Genomic DNA, 18037 nt, shown 5'->3' on the forward strand with positions numbered 1-18037 from the left:
TGTAACGGTATGGGAAAAACAGAATCACCCGACAGGGCAATAGATCAGGCAATCCGGGAGCTGGTCCAGGAACCAAAGCGCTATCGGGTTGTCCTTCATAATGACAACTATACAACCATGGATTTTGTGGTTGAGGTCTTGCGCTGTATCTTCCATAAATCTCCCGTGGAATCCCACGCGATCATGATGAACGTCCATAAGAAAGGGCAGGGTATTGTAGGTATCTATTCCTACGATATAGCCGCCACCAAGGCGGAGCAAACGCGCATCCTGGCAAAGCAGGAAGGGCATCCCCTAAAGTGCACAATCGAGGAGGTCTCCTGAGGAGTTATGGACATTGACCGAGAATTGCAGGCTCTGCTAAGCGCAGCCTATCACGAGGCGAAACACCGTTCTCACGAGTATCTTACATCGGAGCATCTGCTCTATGCAGCGCTCTTTTTTGATTATTCCCGGAAGATTCTCCTCCAGAGTGACGCTCACCTGGAGGAGATGCAGGAATTACTGGAGATATATTTCCGCGAAGAGATGTCCACCGTTGGAGAAGGGCAGGATCCGCAACAATCCCTGGGATTCCAGCGGGTGATCGAGCGGGCTGTTTTTCACACCGAAGCTGCAGGAAAAGACATGGTCGATCTGGGCGATCTCCTGGTTTCGCTCTACGATGAGGAGCAATCCCACAGCAGTTTTGCCCTGCGCCGGGCCGGGGTGCATCGCCTGGCTCTGCTTGAGGTGATCAGCCATGGCGCCCCCCCGGACGATGAAGATGACGAGGAGGATCCGGTTCATTCGCGAGAAGAAGAGCCTGAAGAAACTCCTTTCACCCAGGCAGAAACCCCTCGCCGAAAGAAACAGAAACGGGCTCTTGAACAGTACGCTCTGGAGCTGGTGGAAGAGGCCCGCCAGGGACGTCTGGAGCCGTTGATCGGGCGGGACGAGGTGCTTGACCGGTCGGTTCAGGTTCTCTGCCGGCGAATGAAGAACAACCCCCTTCTGATCGGCGAACCCGGTGTAGGAAAAACGGCCCTCGCCCACGGTCTGGCCTGGCGGATCGCCGATGGTCAGGTTCCGGATCTTCTCAAGGATTACCGTCTCTTTGCCCTCGATCTTGGGGCTCTGATCGCGGGAACCCGCTATCGTGGTGATTTTGAAGAGAGAATGAAGGCTGTTATCAAGGAGCTGGAAAAAGAAACCCGAGCTATTCTCTTTATCGATGAGATCCATACCATCGTGGGGGCCGGAGCGGTCTCCGGAGGCGCCATGGACGCAGGGAATATGCTCAAGCCCCCTCTCTCGACGGGGGCATTCCGGTGCATTGGTTCCACAACGTTCAGCGAGTACAAGCAGTTCTTCGAGCGTGATCGCGCCCTGGCCCGCCGGTTCCAGCGGATAGATCTGGAAGAACCATCTCACCCGGAGACGGTGGCGATCCTCCAGGGGCTCCAGAGCCGCTACGAGGAACACCACCAGGTGCGCTACACTCCTGAGGCGATCGAGGCGGCGGTGCGCCTGGCTGCACAGTATATCAACGAGCGGTTCCTCCCGGACAAGGCTATTGATGTTCTCGATGAGGCGGGGGCCTTCCTGCGGATGCAACGTTTCAGGGAAGACCAGACACCAGCCGCCCAGGTGGATGAGGAAGTGATCGAGAAGGTTGTCTCCAGCATGGCTCGAATACCGGTTCGGTCCGTCTCGGGCGATGAGCGGCAGCAGCTTCAGGATTTGGCATCCCGTTTGCTTGAACAGATTTTCGGACAGGATCAGGCCGTAGACTCCGTGGTATCCGCGGTAAAGCGCTCCCGGGCGGGTTTTCGCAGTTCTGACAAGCCTGTGGCGACTTTCCTCTTTGTGGGGCCCACGGGAGTTGGCAAGACCGAGTTGGCCCGGCAGCTGGCGGATCAGCTGGGCATAGTCCTCCACCGCTTTGATATGAGCGAGTACCAGGAGAAACACGCTGTCTCGCGGTTGATCGGGTCTCCGCCAGGGTACGTAGGCTTCGAGGAGGGGGGGCTTCTTACCGATGCTATCCGAAAAACTCCCCACGCGGTGGTTCTTCTGGACGAGATCGAGAAGGCTCATCAGGACATCTTCAATGTTCTGTTGCAGGTTATGGACTACGCCACCCTCACAGACAATGCCGGCAAAAAAGCCGATTTCCGCAATGTTATTCTCATCATGACATCCAACGCGGGAGCCCGGGAAATTGGCCGCCCGTTGATCGGCTTTGGTGAACGGAGCATAACGGCCTCAGCCGTGAAGGAGGCTGTGGACCAGACTTTTTCGCCGGAGTTCCGAAACCGTCTGGATCAGGTCATTCTCTTCTCCCGGCTGGACAAGGTGCTGGTGGAAGAGATCGTCCGCAAGGAGCTTCGTCTCTTTGCGGCACAGCTTCAGGAGCGGCAGGTGACCCTCACCGTTGACGACGAGGCTGTGGCCTGGCTCGCCGGTCAGGGCTATTCCGAGGAGTTCGGTGCCAGAAACATTTCCCGCATCGTCGAGGCCCAGGTGAAAGAGCCCTTTGTTGATCAGGTTCTCTTCGGCACGCTTTCCCAGGGGGGAGAAGCCAGAGTAGGTCTTGGTCAGGATTGTATCGAGATAGATTTTTCCGGCTTTTCTCTTCTTCCTGGCGGAGATTCGCCTGAAGAGGAGCTTCATGGAGTACCTTGACGAGCACCGGCGGGTTTGCTTTCCCGATCCCTCTGAGGCGGATCACTGGGGGCTTCTTGCGGTGGGAGGAAACCTGTCGCCGGGATTTTTGCTCTCGGCCTACGAGCAGGGGGCGTTCCCCTGGTATGAGGAAGAGCCGATCCTCTGGTTTTCGCCAAACCCACGGTTCGTGCTGTTTCTCGATTCCTTTCATGCAGGAAAACGCCTGGGCCGAACCCTGAAGAATGCCCCCTGGCGAATATCCTTTGATCGGGACTTCTCCGGGGTGATCTCAGCCTGCGGAGAACCCCGACGGAACGAGAAAGGAACCTGGATCACCGGGGAGATGCAGACTGCCTACGAAGAGCTCCATCGTCTGGGCTGGGCCCACTCTGTTGAGGTTTGGCACGATGATGCCCTGGTGGGGGGGCTCTACGGGGTCTCTCTGGGGGGCTGCTTTTCGGGAGAGTCCATGTTTTCCCGGGAGCGTGATGCCAGCAAAGCCGCCCTGGTTGCGCTGGCAGGACTTCTTTCGCAGTGGACGGTTTCGTTCATCGACTGCCAAATGGAAACGGCTCATCTGGCATCCTTCGGTGCCTGCCAGGTGCCCCGGGAAACCTTTCTGGCCTTCCTCAAGGAGGCTCGGGGGCGGCAGGGCGGGGCGCCCCGCAGAAGCTGGAGCTCCTGTGACGGCGCTTCCTCGCTTGCCCGGGGCCTTTCCCTTAGTAATGAAAACCGCTCTCCCCGATAAACTCCCGGAGGATTGATTCCTGGGGCACCAGTTTTTGGGGTATCACGGTGAAGTTTTTCAGAAATGTTTGCAGCCGAACCGCCTCGTGGTAGACCGAATCAGTGGGTTTGACCTGGCGCAGCAGGGGTTCAGCGTGGTTCCGCAGGACCCCCAACTCGTAATCCAGAGCGGTATTAAACGTGGAATCTGCTGAGTCCTGGAAGGGAAAAATGTTCTGTCTCTCCCCCCGGCGCACCGAGGGCCACATCTCCAGCGTGGCTGTGGCGCTGTGCCCGCGGAACTGGTGGTCCCGCACAATGCGCCGGATCAGGCGGTTATCGGTCGTGGCAATTCGGTTGTGGTCGTCCAGATTGAGCTGAGTCAGGGCCGACACATAGATTTTGTATTTTTGCTCCCGGGGGATGCGCGGGGTGAGGGCGTCGTTCAGCCCGTGAATCCCTTCCATGACGAGAACTCCCCGCTCGGGGAGAGAGAGTTTTGCCCCCCGGTATTCGGGCTGACCTGTTTTGAAGTTGAAGGTTCGTACATCGATCTCATCCCCCGCAAAGAGTGCCAGCAGGTGCTGATTCAGCAGATCGATATCGATGGCCTCGATATGCTCAAAGTTGTAGGAGCCATCGGGGTTTTTTGGTGTCTTCTCCCGGGGAACAAAGTAATCATCCAGTGAAATCACCACCGGTACCAGTCCCACCACGGTAAGCTGTACCGCAAGTTTTTTGGTGAAAGTCGTCTTTCCCGACGAGGAAGGGCCCGCGATGAGGGCGACTTTGCCGGCGCCCCCCGTGGCGTGGATGCTCTCGGCAAGGCTGTCGGCGATCTGTGCGATCTTTTTGTCATGGAGTGCCTCGGCCACGCGGATAAACTCCTTGACCTGGCCCTGCTCTGTCAGGCGGTTCAGTTGCCCCACCGAGGATATCCCCAGGATTCGTCCCCACTGCTTGTACTCCCGGTAGATCTGGAAGAGCATCTCGCTGCGATGTTCGGGTTGAATCTCCCGGGGAGCGCGTGAGCCGGGAAAGATCAGCAGGAAACCGTCGTGAAACGCCTCGATCCGGTAGAGTTGCAGCACCCCCGTACGGGCAGCCAGAGGCCCGTGGGAGAGGTCCATGAAATCTCCGCAACGATACACCGGCACCTCGCTGTAATTGTGGCGTTCCACCAGAAGGGCTGCATCCTCCATGCGGTGAGACCTGAAGAACGTCAGTGCTTCAGTGTAGGCGATTACCCCTCTTTCTATCGGCTTGTCGTCGGCAACGATCGTGGAAAATTCCTTCTTCAGGGCCTCCAGCAGTTCCGGGGTGGCTGCTTCCCCGTCAAAGGAATAGAAGTAGGCGTTTCCCAGGGCATGGCCGATGAGCAGCCGCCGACCCTGGCAGGCTCGAGACGCGGCGATAGCCAGGACGTAACAGAGGCTGCGCCGGTAGACCCGCTGTCCCTCGGGTTCATCGTGCAGAATAGGGGCCACGGTGGCGTTGATATGAATCTGGTAGCTGAGGGCCCGGACTTCGTTGTTGACAAAGGCTGCTATGACCGGGGAAGCCTCATCCGGAACGTAGCCTGCCTGAAGCAATGCTGATTCTACCGATGTTCCCTGGGGAAGGGTCACGGCAGGAGAACCGGCTAGAGCAATGGAGATGGTGTTCATTATAACTCCTTTTTCGGGTGATTTTCCGGGTGATTATGACCTGTCGGGCAACGCTGAATTGCCAGGTCTAGAGAGCGTTTTTGAGACGCGTTACCTCTTGATGGCTGAGAACGCCTGTGACGGCGTACTGTTCGGTTTCTGTTTCCGTTACTGGTTGTTCCCGCACGATCGTTCCCTTTGGATCGGTGAGGATCTGTACCTTCGGGGCTCGTGCCTTGCCGGGCGTGATGTCAATGACGATCGCCCGGTGCCCCGAGGCAAGCTGCACGTAGGTCCCGTAGGGAAAGAGCGAAAATGTTCCGATCATGGCCTGAAGAACGGTGTTGTCGTAGGAGGTATTCACCCCCGTCAAAAGGGTTTTCATGATGGTGTGGCCGTCGATGGCGGGCCGGTAGGGACGGGGTGATGCCATGGCGGCAAAGGTGCTGGCAGCGTTCATGATCTTCCCGTAGATCGAGATCTTGTTGGCTGGAAGGTTTCTGGGGTATCCCGAGCCATCCACGTTTTCCCGGCATTCCAGGACACCCAGACAAATTTGCAAAGGAAAATCGAATTGGCGCAGAATCTTGAACCCCAGGACGGGGTGAGTGGAGATCGCCTTTTTCTCGCGGGGATTCAGCTCCCGGTTGCTCATGTAGAGCTGGCTGGGGAGTCGGATCATGCCGATCTCGTGGAGGAGCCCCACCGTGCCAAGTTCGATAAGCCGATGGGGGGGGAGCTTCATGGAGGAACCCGTGGCCATCGCGACAATTGCTGTTTTTACGGCGTGGTCCACAATGTAGTTTACCGTGACGCCGCCCAGCTCGGGTATGCGCAAAAGGTATTGCTTCTGGTTTCGCAGGTCTTCCAGAAGGAGCTTGATTTTCTCGTGGATCTGGTTGGTCTGAAGGATGCCGTTTTGAAGGTAGTGGCCGAAAAGCTGTTCGGCAAAATGCAGATGGGCGACATATTTTTTTTGGGCTTTTCCCATCTCCCGGCCGTCGCGCCGGCCGTGATCGATTGCCGCAAGAGGGGCGTCTTCCATTGCCACCGGGCCGGCGTTTCCGAGAGCGGGCGTTTCCGCAAGTTCTCCCTCGCTCTGGATCTCCTGAAAGTGCCATTGCTCCAGCCGCTCAAGCAGGGATGCGTCCAGAGGTATTTCCGGAGAGAGGAGGATATATTTCTCATCAAGAAAGGCCTCTCTGGTGATGTAGAGCCCCTCGGAAAGCTGAGATGTGGCGATTGTTTTCATCTTCTCCTCACCATTGACCCTGTTCCGGCCGCATATTAGACTTTATCCTTACGTATTATAACGGCAAATCGGGTGAATAGTTTAGCCTGAAGTGAAGGGGTGTGAAATGGATGGGTGGGGTGAAGCTTAAAACTGTTTTCATTATTTTCAATGTAGTGGTGGGAGTCACCTTCCTCCTGGTTTTTATCATGCCTCTGTTGTTTTTGGGCCCCGATGTGGCCCGAATGTTCTGGAGATCAAATTGGTACATGGCGCTCCTCTTCATTGGGGCCCTTGGTTTTCTGAACGGGTATTTCATCTCGAACTGGCGGTTTTTCGGGGCCCTGGAGCAGGAGCGGTGGGCCGAGATCGCTGAGATTCTCGGTGCGCGTCTTCGCCGGTGTCCCTGGTTTCGCCGTTCTTCGGTGAAACTGTTTGTTAACGCCTGCGTGGTATCATCCCAGCCCCAGGAAATCCAGAGGCTGGAGGAGGACCTGCGTAAAAAATGTCCCTCCCTGGTGCGCAGAAACGCCTTGCGCTTCGGGATTCCTCATCTTCTTTCGAATGACGGAGAAAAGGTGCTGCTCTACTTCCGGGAATTCCGTCCGGCAACAGAAAAAAAAGGCCTCCTCGGCGGCTCTCGGGGTTTCACCGCCGATGAAGGGTGGATCGAGTGGTGCTATGCCTTCGGCCTGCTGATGACGGGGCGAACCGGCGAGGCTCGCCTTGTTCTGGATAATCTCGTGCGTATGACTTCTCCCGGAATCGTTCAGGCTCTCTCGCTCTATCTTTTAAGCGCCTACGAGGGCGATTCCGGGGATGCTTCAGCAGGAAAGAACCCCTCCGACGCGCAGGATCCGGTTGCCCGGGATGACTCGCTAGAGAATTCTCTGATAGCGGGGGTGGATGCCGAAGGAGATCAAAGAGAGCATCTTCTGGAAAACCTCCCCCGTGAGAAATGGGACAGGATGATCGAATCCTCCCAGGGTGAGATCCATGTGATCATTCTGGGTACGCTTCTTCAGGATGTTGCCTGTTGGCTCTATGGGTCGGCAGAGCGCGAAAAACCAGTAGAGAGAGGTTGAGGTCCGCGACGCTGCGGCCTGGAGAGAATTATGTCGTCAAATACCGAAAAGAATAAAGCAGGGACGGGCGGGGCTCGATTGTCCCGTAATCTTCATAAGTCAAAAAAACTTGAAAACGTCTGTTATGACATCCGGGGCCCCGTTCTCGAAGAGGCTCAGCGGCTTGAGGAGGAGGGGTTTCGTGTCACCAAGCTGAATATTGGAAACCCGGCCCCCTTCGGCTTCGACGCCCCCGACGAATTGGTTCACGATGTGATTCTGAACCTGCGGGCTGCCCAGGGCTACGTGGACAGCAAAGGAATTTTTGCGGCCCGGAAAGCGGTCATGCAACACTACCAGGCCCGGGGTATGCTGGATGTCCAGGTAGAGGATATCTACATCGGGAACGGCGTGAGCGAGCTCATCGTGATGACCATGCAGGCTCTTCTCAACGATGGCGATGAAGTCCTGATCCCTGCACCGGATTATCCCTTATGGACCGCTGCGGTGAACCTGGCGGGGGGAACGCCCGTGCATTACCGGTGCGACGAGCAGTCCGACTGGAACCCCGATCTGAAAGATATCCGGTCAAAAATCACTGACCGCACCCGGGCTCTGGTGATCATCAACCCCAATAATCCCACCGGGGCCGTGTATCCTCGCAGTGTGATCGAGGAACTTCATGATATTGCCGCCGAGAAAGGGCTTCTGGTTCTGGCCGACGAGATCTACGACAAGATTCTCTACGACGATAACGAGCACGTCTCGATTGCCACGTACTGTCGTGATATCCCCTGCATTACCCTGAACGGTTTGTCCAAGGCGTACCGTGCGGCAGGGTTTCGGGCAGGGTGGATGGTTCTGAGCGGCCGCGTCTCCATGATGAGGGATTACCGCGAGGGGCTCGATATCCTCTCCAATATGCGCCTGTGCAGTAACGCCCCTGCCCAGTTCGCTATACAAGCTGCTCTAGGAGGCTATCAAAGCATCAACGATCTTATTCTGCCAGGCGGGCGCTTGCGAGAGCAGCGGGATGTGGCGTGGCAACTCATCAGCGATATCCCGGGATTGACGGCGGTCAAACCCAAGGGAGCGCTCTATCTCTTTCCCAAAATCGATACCAAACGGTTTAACATCACCGACGACAGACAGTTTGTCTACGATCTTCTGGTGGCAAAAAAAATTCTCCTGGTCCAGGGAACCGGTTTTAACTGGCCCGAACCGGATCATTTCCGGATTGTTTTTCTTCCCGATCGGGAGGATCTGCGCCAGGCCATACACGAGATCGGTGACTTTCTGAGTAGCTACCGGCAGCTCTAGAAGGGTCGCCGGATCGGGCGTGTCCCGTCCGGGAGGGGGCACCCCCGGTTGGCCGGGAGCGGTTGAATCCACCCTGCTCGGGGGGGTATACTCGCTCCCAGTCATGAGTGAAAAACAGGTGAGAGTTCGTTATGCCCCGTCGCCGACGGGGATGCAGCATATTGGCGGTATCCGGACCGCCTTGTTTAATTATTTCTTTGCCCGGAGCAAGGGTGGGTCTTTTATTCTCCGGATCGAGGATACCGATCAGACCCGCTTTCACGAAGATGCGCTCCGGGACATCTATGAAACCTTTAGCTGGCTCGGGATTGAACCTGACGAGAGTCCCGATCACGGGGGTGATTTCGGCCCCTACGTTCAGTCCCAGCGGCTGGAACGGTACCAGAAGTACGCCGAAGAGCTGATTGCGTCAGGGCGGGCCTACCGGGATTACACTTCGGCCCAGCGGGGAGATCAGGGGGCGGCTCCCTATGCCTTTGAAGGCAGGAATCTTTCCCCTGAAGACCTTCAGCGCTACAAAGACGCCGGGGTTCAGCCCGTGGTGCGCCTCCTGGTTCCGCAAGAGGGCAAGACCGAGTTCGACGATCTGGTGCTGGGGCGAATAAAGCGGAAAAACAAGGACCTCCCCCCGGACCCAATCCTCCTGAAATCCGATGGTTTCCCCACCTACCACCTGGCTAACGTGGTGGACGATCACCAGATGGAAATTACCCATGTCCTTCGGGCGCAGGAGTGGGTCCCCTCCACGCCGATTCACCTGCTCATCTACGATGCCTTCGGCTGGGAGCCGCCCCGCTTTGCCCACTTGCCCATGGTGATGGGGAAGGACGGGGCAAAACTCTCCAAGCGCCACGGGGCAACCAGCGTGATCGAGTTTCGCCGCCAGGGCTACCTTGCCGAGGCCGTGATGAACTACGTGACCCTCCTGGGCTGGTCCTACGACGATTCCCGGGAGTTTTTTTCCTGCCGTGATCTGGAACAACTCTTTGCAATAGAAAAAATAAACAAGGCTCCTGCGGTTTTTGACTACCGAAAGCTGGACTGGTTTAACGGACAGTACCTGCGAGAGCTCTCACCGGATCGGCTGGTGGACGAACTTCTTCCCTGGCTTCAGGCCGAGGGGTGGGCCACGACCCCTGCCACGGAGGCAGACCGGGATCGTCTCCTGGCGCTGATTCCTCTTATCCAGGAGCGGTTGAAGCTTCTGCAGGATGTGGTTCCGCTCACACGGTTCCTCTATCAGGAGGTTGACACCTGGGAGGCAGACGCATTGACACCGAAGAAAGCCTCGGCCCGGGAAGCCCTGGAGTGGCTGGACCAGGCATGGGCAGTGGTAGAGAAAGAGGGTTTTGAGGACCAGGAAAAACTGGATGAGGCCTTCCGGAAAGCGGCCGATGCTGCTGGAACGAAGGTAGGAAATCTGCTCATGCCCTTGCGGGTGGCTCTCACGGGAGGAACCGTCTCTCCTCCGCTGGTGGGATCGCTGCGGGAGTTAGGGCTGGAGCGGGCCCGAAAGCGTCTGGCCGGAGCCCGGACGGTGCTGGAAGCAGCGCTGTCCTAGGTGGCCGGTCCGGAAGCTTTTTCGGGCTTCTTAAGGCCCAGGAAGCTTTTCCTGATCGTCGACAACCATGACAGGGGTGTTGTATCGATATTAAAGGTGATATAACTTCCCCGATGCAGAAAATTTTGATGCGGCAGTAGCCACTACGCTGCCTGGCAAGAATCACAAGAAGGAGTTTGAGTGCCATGAGTAACGAGCCGACCGTAGATCCCAAGACGATGGAAAAAATTGTCAGTCTCTGCAAGCGAAGAGGGTTTATCTTTCCCTCCTCCGAGATCTATGGAGGTCTTGCCTCGGCCTGGGACTACGGGCCTCTGGGGGTTGAGCTAAAGAACCGCCTTCAGCGGTTCTGGTGGCGCGAGATGACCCAGCTTCACGATAACATAGTGGGGCTTGACGCAGCGATCCTGATGCATCCCACGGTGTGGAAAGCCAGCGGCCACGTGGACAGTTTTTCCGACACCATGGTGGAGGACACAGTAACAAACGAACGCTATCGCTGGGACCACCTCACCGATGAACAGCGGGAGACAAAAACCAGCCCCAAGGGCAACCCCCTCTCGGAACCCCGGGAGTTCAATCTGATGTTCAAAACCCATCTGGGACCCGCTTCCGATTCGGGAAGTACCGTGTATCTGCGTCCCGAAACAGCCCAGGGTATCTATGTGAACTTCAAGAACGTCGTCCAGACCTCGCGGGTGAAGATCCCCTTCGGCATTGCCCAGGTAGGGAAGGCCTTCCGCAACGAGATTGTAACCAAGAACTTTATCTTTCGCACGGTGGAGTTCGAGCAGATGGAAATGCAGTATTTTGTGAAACCCGGGGAAGATGACCGGTGGTTCGAGTTCTGGAAGGCGGAGCGGCTCAAATACTACGAGAAGCTCGGCATTCGCCAGGATCATCTGCGTTTCGAAGAGCACGGCCCCGACGAGTTGGCCCATTACGCCAAAGCCGCCTTTGATATCCAGTACCTCTTTCCCTTCGGATGGCAGGAGCTTGAGGGTATTCATAACCGGACCGATTTCGATCTCGCCCGGCACAGCGAGTTCTGCGGGAAGGAAATCAACTACCTGGATGAGGAAACCAAGGAGCGATATATCCCCTATATCGTGGAAACCTCGGCAGGACTTACCCGGAGTGTGCTGATGGTCCTCTCCGACGCCTATGAGGAAGAAGAAGTTGGCGAAAACGATGTTCGCACCGTCTTGCGGTTCCATCCCATGATCGCGCCCGTACAGGTGGGGGTTTTCCCGCTTGTGAAGAAAGACGGATTGGCAGAAAAAGCCCGGGAGATCGAGATGGCTCTGCGGGAAGATTTTTCTACCTTCTACGATCAATCAGGCGCAATCGGTCGTCGCTATCGCCGGCAGGACGAAATCGGAACGCCCTTCTGCGTAACGATCGACTACGAGACGATGGAGCAGGGCACGGTAACCCTCCGCCACAGGGACTCCATGGAGCAGGAGCGCGTCTCTCTGGGTGAACTGGGCCAGCGGCTGCGGGAGGCGATCAAATCCTACAGGAGAGCAGATACGTGAGCGAAGCAGCGGGTTCGGTGAAGCCAGGCGCCTTGGCAAGGCTGAAAGAGCGAGGTTTTTTTGCCCAGTGCACCGACGAGGCTGCCCTGGCAGAGCTCCTGGATCGGCAACCGGTGACCTTCTATGTAGGGGTGGACCCCACGGGAAGCAGCCTTCACGCAGGGCATCTGGTTCCTCTCTACGCCATGGCCCATCTTCTGGAGTTTGGTCATCAGGCGATCGTGGTCGTGGGGGGCGGGACGGCTCGCATTGGTGACCCTTCGGGAAAGATCGAGATGCGTCGCCTTGTCGGGGTAGAGCAGGTGGCCGAAAACGCACGGTCAATCGGCTCCCAGATTGACCGGTTTCTCCGCAGGGGCGCTGCTTCGGCCTTTACCGCAGGTTCCGAAGGGGATGGCTCCCGGGAAAAGTCGCTTCCTGTCGATCTTGTGGACAACGCCGAGTGGCTTGCCAACCTGAATTATATCGATTTCCTGCGGGAGATCGGGCGTCACTTCTCGGTGAACCGAATGTTGAGCTTCGAAACCTACAAGATGCGTCTTGAGACCGGTCTGAGCTTCATCGAGTTCAACTACCAGCTTCTCCAGAGTTACGATTTTCTTCGTCTCTTCCAGACCAGGAACTGCCAGCTCCAGATTGGGGGGGACGACCAGTGGGGCAATATCGTCGCTGGCGTTGATCTCATTCGGCGCGTGGAAGGAAGCGAGGCTCGTGCCTGCGGACTCACGTTCCCGCTGGTTACACGGAGCGACGGCAAGAAGATGGGTAAAACCGAGAAGGGGGCTCTTTTCCTGGAGCCTTCCCTTATCTCACCCTATGATTTTTTCCAGTATTGGCGGAACGTTGCCGATGCCGATGTTCGAAAGTTTCTGTTGATGTATACCTTCTTGCCTCTGGCTGTTGTGGATGAGCTCACCCGCGAGGCCGGAGCAGCTTTGAATGCCGCAAAGGAGCGGCTTGCCCTGGAGGTGACTGCTCTTGTCCATGGCGAGGCCGAAGCCGAGGCGGCCCGCAAGGCGGCGCAGGCTCTCTTTCAGTCGGGAGATGCCGGTGCTGCAGCCGATATCCCCGGGGAAGACCTTCCTCTGAAGGAGCTTTCTGAAGGGATTGGCGTTCTGGAACTCTTTGTGCGGGCCGGCCTGGCCTCGTCCCGGGGAGAGGCCAGACGGCTGGTCCAGCAGGGCGGCGCCGTGATCAACGATCGAAAAATCGGGGATGTGGAATCCCGGGTGGACGCCTCCTGGGCTCTTGAGAGCAGCCAGGGCGAGCAGGAGCTTCTGCTCCGGGCGGGAAAGAAGCGCTACTTCCGCTTTCGCCTGGTCTCCTGATCAGGATCCGGTTTGTGGCGATGTCCGGGCCTGCCGCTGAGCCGGCCGGCATCGCCCTTCAGGCTCCAGACGTGGTGAATGTTTGTGCCAAGAAAATCTTCCGGCATGGTCAGCTTTGTCAGACTGCTGATCTCCACGCCCCGGTCTTGCAGTTCCTGTCGCTTAAACTGGAACCTCCGCTTGTTCGTAGAGAAGACAAGTTCTCCCCCCGGGTCCAGAAGGGACAGGCAGTCCATAATGAGCGGCACGTGATCCCGTTGAATATCCAGGGTGACATCCATGTTTTTTGAGTTGGAAAAACTGGGAGGGTCCAGGATGATCAGGTCGAACCGACGGCCTTCATTCCGAAGATGTCCGATCTCCTGAATCACGTCGCCTCGCCTGAACTCGTGGCCTGCTGTAAAGAGGCCGTTAAGACGCAAATTATCCTTTGCCCAATCCAGGTAGGTCCTGGAAAGGTCAACCGTCACGGTTGACCGGGCTCCGCCGGCGATGGCATAGGCAGTGAAACTTCCGGTGTAGGCAAAAAGATTCAGAACCCGCTTGTTGGTACACCGCTTTGCCACATGCATGCGGAGCATCCGGTGGTCCAGGAAGAGGCCTGTGTCGAGGTAGTCCGAGAGATTCACCCGAAAGAGCAGGCCCTGTTCCTCCACAGTGATGGTGTAGTTCTGCCGGGCCACGGGCTCGTACTGGCTCTTTCCGCGCTGGCGTTCGCGCTGTTTGAAGAAGACCCGTTCCGGCGGGACTGTCAGGGTCCTCGCCGCCGTGTCCACCATTTCCTGGAGCCACTCATCGTGTTCTTCCGGCGCCCGGTCGTGGGGACGCTGATATTCTGCGATGTGCAAGTGGCCGTCGTACCAGTCAATTTCCAGAGGAATCTCGGGAATGTCCCGGTGATAGACGCGAAAGGCCGTTGTCTGGACCCGTTTTGCGTATTTCCAGAGGTGGCGAAAGCGTTTTTTCAGGCGATTTGCCAGGAAAATCTTCTGCTCGTGTGTTTTTTCGTGGTCTGTCATAGAGAACTTTGTACAGTAAGGAGCGCCGGGATCATTCCGACGCGTCCTTTGCCGGAGCCTGATCCCCCTGGTTTTGTTGTACCCGGAGCTTTACCGAGAGAACGGCGTAGCCGCTGGAGAGGTCCTCTTGCTGCACGATCACCCTGGAGGGGACTTTGATCTTGCAGTTGGTAAAATTCCAGATGGCACGAATGCCGCACTCTACCAGTTGATTGGTAATCTCCTGGGCGTGCTGGGAGGGAACGGTAAGAACTGCCACTTCGATGTGGTGATTTCTGATTATCGCGGCCATCTCGTCCGCCGGCGCAATGGTTATGCCGTTGATCTCGGTGCCGATTACGGCAGGATCTGTGTCTATTGCGGCGATTGCGTTGAGCCCGTGGCGGCTGAATTCGGAGTATCCCAAAAGAGCTGAGCCCAGATGCCCCGCTCCCAGCACGATCGCGTTATGGCTCCTGTTCCAGTCAAGGAAATCGTTGATCGCCTTGATCAGCTCCGGAACAGGGAATCCCATTCGGGGCTTGCCAATGATGCCTGTCACGGCCAGATCCTTTCGTACCTGGATCGGCTCCAGCTCCAGTTCTTCGGCGATGGTGGTCCCGGAAATGTAGGGGTGACCCTCCCGAGCGGCCGCTTCCACCACGTGAAGGTATCCCGGGAGTCGTTTGATGGTGGGCATGCTTGCCAGTTTCATAGTCTTCATATAATCTCTCTGCAACCTGTCTATGGAGCAACGAGTATATCCCATTTCGATAAAAAAATACAAACACCTGACGAAATTTTTTCCGGACGTGCCGATTCCAGCCAGGTGAGAGGCGATCAGCTGAAGATTGCCCGGGTTGAACAGGTTGTCCACGGCGGAGACGGCCTCCTTCGGCTTGAGGGTAAAGTGGGGTTCGTTTCGGGGGTCTTGCCGGGAGAGCTGGTCTCTTTTGTGATCACCCAGGAACGGCCCCGACAGTTTTGGGGGCTTCTGCGGGAGGTTCTTGAGCCCTCGCCTTCGCGCTGCGAGCCGCGGTGCCCCCTGGCTGGCCGGTGTGGTGGCTGCGATTGGCAGCATGCTTCCTATGATCACCAGCTTGAAATGAAGCGGGACGTGGTGGCCGAGGACTTTGCCCGAATCGGCAAGTTTTCGATTGACAGGAGCGTCATATCGGTTCTGTCCGGAGAGCCCTGGGGCTACCGGGAGCGGGTCCAGGTCCATACCAATTCCCGGGGATTGCCCGGCTTCAAGGCTCGTCGGTCGGGAGAGATCATTTCTGTTTCGAACTGTCCCGTGGCGGCTGCAGAAATCAATTGCTTTCTGGATGGGGTGGCCCGGGGCGATGTTGCCCTGCCGCCGGAGAGGCGGGTTTCGCTGGCTCTGGCCGATCGGGGCGCTTCCGGTGACCGGGATGTTATAACTGCCCTGGAGAAGAAAGAAGCTCAACGTACCCTGGGAGGAGTCTCGTTCTCCTTCGACCCATCCAGTTTCTTCCAGGTGAACCGGGATCTTCTGGAGTGTCTTGCTCACGATCTGCGTGCCCGAATTGCCAAAGATTCTCCCCGTGTCCTGGTGGACCTCTACGCAGGCGCCGGTGTCCTGGGGGCGCTGGCTGTCTCGGGTGAAGGGGACTTCGCCGGGAACGTGCTCTGTGTCGAAGCGGACCGCAGAAATGCCCGATTCATTAAGGAAAATCTCCTGCGAGCGGGTCTGGCGGCGCATCAGATCAGCGTCATTCCCCAGACCGCGGAACGGGCTGTGGCGACCAGAAAATTTCTGGCTCATGTCGATCCGGCCACCGTAGCGGTCATACTGGATCCCCCCAGGGCGGGTCTTTCTGGTGAGTTGCGCCGATGGCTCCGGAAAGGGCGCTTTTCCCGCCTTTTCTACTTGAGTTGCAACAGCTCAACCCTGGCGAGGGATCTGGGAGAGCTGACCGATACCTACATGATTCAGGATGTAACGATCCTTGACTTCTTTCCCCAGACAGCGCATATCGAAGTGTTTGTCGAGTTGCGGCTTGGGAAAAGCTGAGGGACCCACAGATCCTCTGCAGGTAATGGTATACAATATGTAGCCATGAGACGCCTTCTTGTTCGTGCAGGGCTGGTATTCTCCGGTGTGGTGATTCTTTTTTCGGGAGGCCTGCAGGGGCAGGAGCGCTTTCGCTGGGATGAACACATGGTGTTTTCCTGGGAAATGGTTGCTCCGGGAATGGTGACAGCCGAGCCTCGGTCTTTCTGGTACCTCTCGGGAGCGCGCCGCCCCGGAGACTCCTCCAGAAACGATGCCCTGGCTCTGTCGACGGAGGATCGGCATCTGAGGCTCTTTGACAGCACGGGTGAGATGGTTCGTGATCTGCGGCTGGGATTTCGATCAGCCACGCATCTTTTTCAGGAGCCGGGAGGGACGATTCTTGCGATTGATTCGCGCGGGCGTGTCCTGCGGGGGTCTTTCGAACGCGGCCTGACCTGGCCCGTGGCCTCCCTTGCAAAGGCTCCTCGTTTTGTCTGGCGGGATCCGTCGGGGAATATTCTTGTTTTTGGCGAGAATCGCGAGATATTTCAGAAAAGCGCTGCCGGAAAGTTGCTCTGGATGCGTTCCATGCCGGCGTCCTTGTCGGGTGCGGTCCCTTTGGGGCCGTTTCTGTTCGCTGCCCTGGAGAACGGGCGCATTTTTCGCTTCGACGAGTCAGGACGAGGCTCCTCTTTCTTCTCTTTTCCGTTCCCTCTGGATAGTTTTGCGGCAACGGTTTTCCGCGGACGGCTTCTCATGGCAGCTTCCTCTTTCGATGGTTCCCTTTCCCTGGTGAAGAGCGATGGGCCGAACCCGGAAGTGATTCGGCAAAAATGGAGGCGCGCCTCTTCCGGACGGAGCAGGTTCCTTGGTTTTGACAACGAAGGTCGGTTGTGGTATCTGGAGGGAGGTCGGCTTCAGGTAGTGGGTCCTGAGGGCGAGTCTCGGGGGTCTGTGGTGGTCCATCTCCTTGATCCCGATCTGGTTGTCCTTGATTCTCACCGAGGCCGGGCGTTTCTGGTCGATCAGGATCGCCGACTTCTGACGCTCACCTCCCGGGGTGTGGTGGATGCATCCTTTCAGCTTGCTCACCGTCCCGAAAAGATTACCCTTCTGCCCTCGCTGGGTCAGCTGGTGGTGCTCTACCGGGATTGGCGGGTACAGGTGTTTCGCATAGGGTCAGGGGCAGGAGAGGTGAGGGAGATGCCGCGCCATCCCTCCTGGAGGAGCACAGAGGGTGCTGCCGGAGGAGCTCTTGCACAATTGGCCTCAACGGTTTTCTCCGGGGGGGCGCGGGGCGAACGGGAGCGACTTTTTACGCTTGGCCAGGAACTCCTGGATGATGCCCGGCTATCGGGACACGTGACAACCTTTCGGAGCATGTCCATTACAGCGCTTGAAGAAGTTCGTCGGGGGCGGGATTTTCCCGAGATCCGGTTGCGTGCTGTGGCTCTTCTGGCAAGTCTTCTCGATGGGCCCAGCAGAGCTGCTCTGGCCTCCGCTGTGGATGATCCTGATGCGAGGGTGGCTTCCCGGGCTATGTCTGCGCTGGCGCTTTACGGCGCCGATGATTTCGGGGCGCTTCAGCGAGGATACCTCCGGTTCTCCGCTTCTTCCGCAGGGGATCAGAAAACTCTTGCGCCGGGGCTGGCCGAGCTTGTTCATATCTTGAGTGACCGCCGCGATGGGGTGTTTCTTTCTCCTGAGAATGAGAGGTTGCTTCACAGGGCGGCCCTCGCTCTGGAATCGATCCAGGGATGATCCGGGAGAGGGAGGCTGTAACAGGGATGCATGGCAGATGTCTGGACCAGGTGCAGCGAGCCCCGGACAGGAAGAAAAGAAATTTTCAAAAAGTGATGAGAAAGCAGTTGACGCGCAGTAGTGGGAGCTGATAGATTCACCCTCGCACGGCAGTGATGCGGTGCACTGACTGAGAGCAACCAACCATGAGTTGAG

14 protein-coding genes are annotated in these 18037 nt (G+C 57.4%); 10 read left to right on the forward strand and 4 right to left on the reverse strand.

What is annotated here, in order from left to right:
* The first annotated feature begins 9 nt into the window (after positions 1-9).
* Genes BW950_RS12075 through aat form a run of 3 tightly spaced genes read left to right on the forward strand, consistent with a single transcriptional unit; the run spans position 10 to position 3397 of the window.
* Complete coding sequence (locus tag BW950_RS12075) at positions 10-324, forward strand: ATP-dependent Clp protease adaptor ClpS (protein WP_076489555.1); 315 nt, start codon at positions 10-12, stop codon at positions 322-324.
* A gap of 6 nt (positions 325-330) precedes the next feature.
* Entirely contained in the window at positions 331-2667 is a 2337-nt protein-coding gene (clpA, locus tag BW950_RS12080; RefSeq protein ID WP_076489556.1) for an ATP-dependent Clp protease ATP-binding subunit ClpA, read from the forward strand.
* On the forward strand, positions 2654-3397 hold the full coding sequence (aat, locus tag BW950_RS12085) for a leucyl/phenylalanyl-tRNA--protein transferase (RefSeq protein WP_076489557.1): 744 nt from the start codon (positions 2654-2656) through the stop codon (positions 3395-3397). Before clpA ends, aat begins: the two co-directional genes overlap by 14 nt.
* On the opposite strand, the gene BW950_RS12090 is transcribed toward aat, so the two are convergent.
* On the reverse strand, positions 3369-5042 hold the full coding sequence (locus BW950_RS12090) for a nucleoside kinase (RefSeq protein ID WP_076489558.1): 1674 nt from the start codon (positions 5040-5042) through the stop codon (positions 3369-3371). The two genes, aat and BW950_RS12090, sit on opposite strands and share 29 nt — an antisense overlap.
* A 67-nt stretch (positions 5043-5109) precedes the next feature.
* The gene (locus BW950_RS12095) at positions 5110-6273 is read right to left on the reverse strand and encodes an HD-GYP domain-containing protein (RefSeq protein ID WP_076489559.1); all 1164 of its coding nucleotides are present in this window, start codon (positions 6271-6273) and stop codon (positions 5110-5112) included.
* 119 nt (positions 6274-6392) lie between these two features.
* Here BW950_RS12095 and BW950_RS12100 point away from each other — a divergent pair, with 119 nt between their 5' ends.
* The 5 genes from BW950_RS12100 (at position 6393) to tyrS (ending at position 13063) form a co-directional block, all read left to right on the forward strand.
* The gene (locus BW950_RS12100) at positions 6393-7337 is read left to right on the forward strand and encodes a hypothetical protein (protein WP_143559234.1); all 945 of its coding nucleotides are present in this window, start codon (positions 6393-6395) and stop codon (positions 7335-7337) included.
* A gap of 30 nt (positions 7338-7367) precedes the next feature.
* A complete protein-coding gene (locus BW950_RS12105; RefSeq protein ID WP_076489561.1) occupies positions 7368-8636 on the forward strand; it encodes a pyridoxal phosphate-dependent aminotransferase in 1269 nt (422 codons plus the stop codon).
* A gap of 103 nt (positions 8637-8739) precedes the next feature.
* The gene (gene gltX / locus BW950_RS12110; RefSeq protein ID WP_076489575.1) at positions 8740-10197 is read left to right on the forward strand and encodes a glutamate--tRNA ligase; all 1458 of its coding nucleotides are present in this window, start codon (positions 8740-8742) and stop codon (positions 10195-10197) included.
* A gap of 185 nt (positions 10198-10382) precedes the next feature.
* Positions 10383-11735 (forward strand): glycine--tRNA ligase, encoded by a 1353-nt coding sequence (locus tag BW950_RS12115; RefSeq protein WP_076489562.1) that lies wholly within the window; start codon positions 10383-10385, stop codon positions 11733-11735.
* Positions 11732-13063, forward strand: coding sequence for a tyrosine--tRNA ligase (gene tyrS / locus BW950_RS12120; RefSeq protein WP_083943984.1), 1332 nt, complete (start codon positions 11732-11734; stop codon positions 13061-13063). The genes BW950_RS12115 and tyrS overlap by 4 nt, the downstream gene beginning before the upstream one ends.
* Here the strand turns inward: tyrS and BW950_RS12125 are convergent.
* Both BW950_RS12125 and BW950_RS12130 read right to left on the reverse strand, forming a co-directional pair.
* Positions 13036-14082 carry a class I SAM-dependent methyltransferase gene (locus BW950_RS12125; protein ID WP_076489563.1) on the reverse strand — a complete coding sequence of 349 codons (1047 nt, stop codon included), beginning with the start codon at positions 14080-14082 and terminating at the stop codon, positions 13036-13038. The two genes, tyrS and BW950_RS12125, sit on opposite strands and share 28 nt — an antisense overlap.
* 31 nt (positions 14083-14113) lie before the next feature.
* Positions 14114-14785, reverse strand: a complete 672-nt coding sequence (locus tag BW950_RS12130; protein ID WP_076489577.1) for a redox-sensing transcriptional repressor Rex — start codon at positions 14783-14785, stop codon at positions 14114-14116.
* A gap of 105 nt (positions 14786-14890) precedes the next feature.
* On the opposite strand from BW950_RS12130, the gene BW950_RS12135 reads away from it, so the two are divergent.
* A complete protein-coding gene (locus BW950_RS12135; RefSeq protein WP_076489564.1) occupies positions 14891-16099 on the forward strand; it encodes a class I SAM-dependent RNA methyltransferase in 1209 nt (402 codons plus the stop codon).
* Between the two features lie 45 nt (positions 16100-16144).
* The gene (locus BW950_RS12140; RefSeq protein WP_076489565.1) at positions 16145-17842 is read left to right on the forward strand and encodes an SMP-30/gluconolactonase/LRE family protein; all 1698 of its coding nucleotides are present in this window, start codon (positions 16145-16147) and stop codon (positions 17840-17842) included.
* Positions 17843-18037 lie beyond the last annotated feature (195 nt).

Source organism: Alkalispirochaeta americana (assembly GCF_900156105.1).
GTDB lineage: Bacteria > Spirochaetota > Spirochaetia > DSM-27196 > Alkalispirochaetaceae > Alkalispirochaeta > Alkalispirochaeta americana.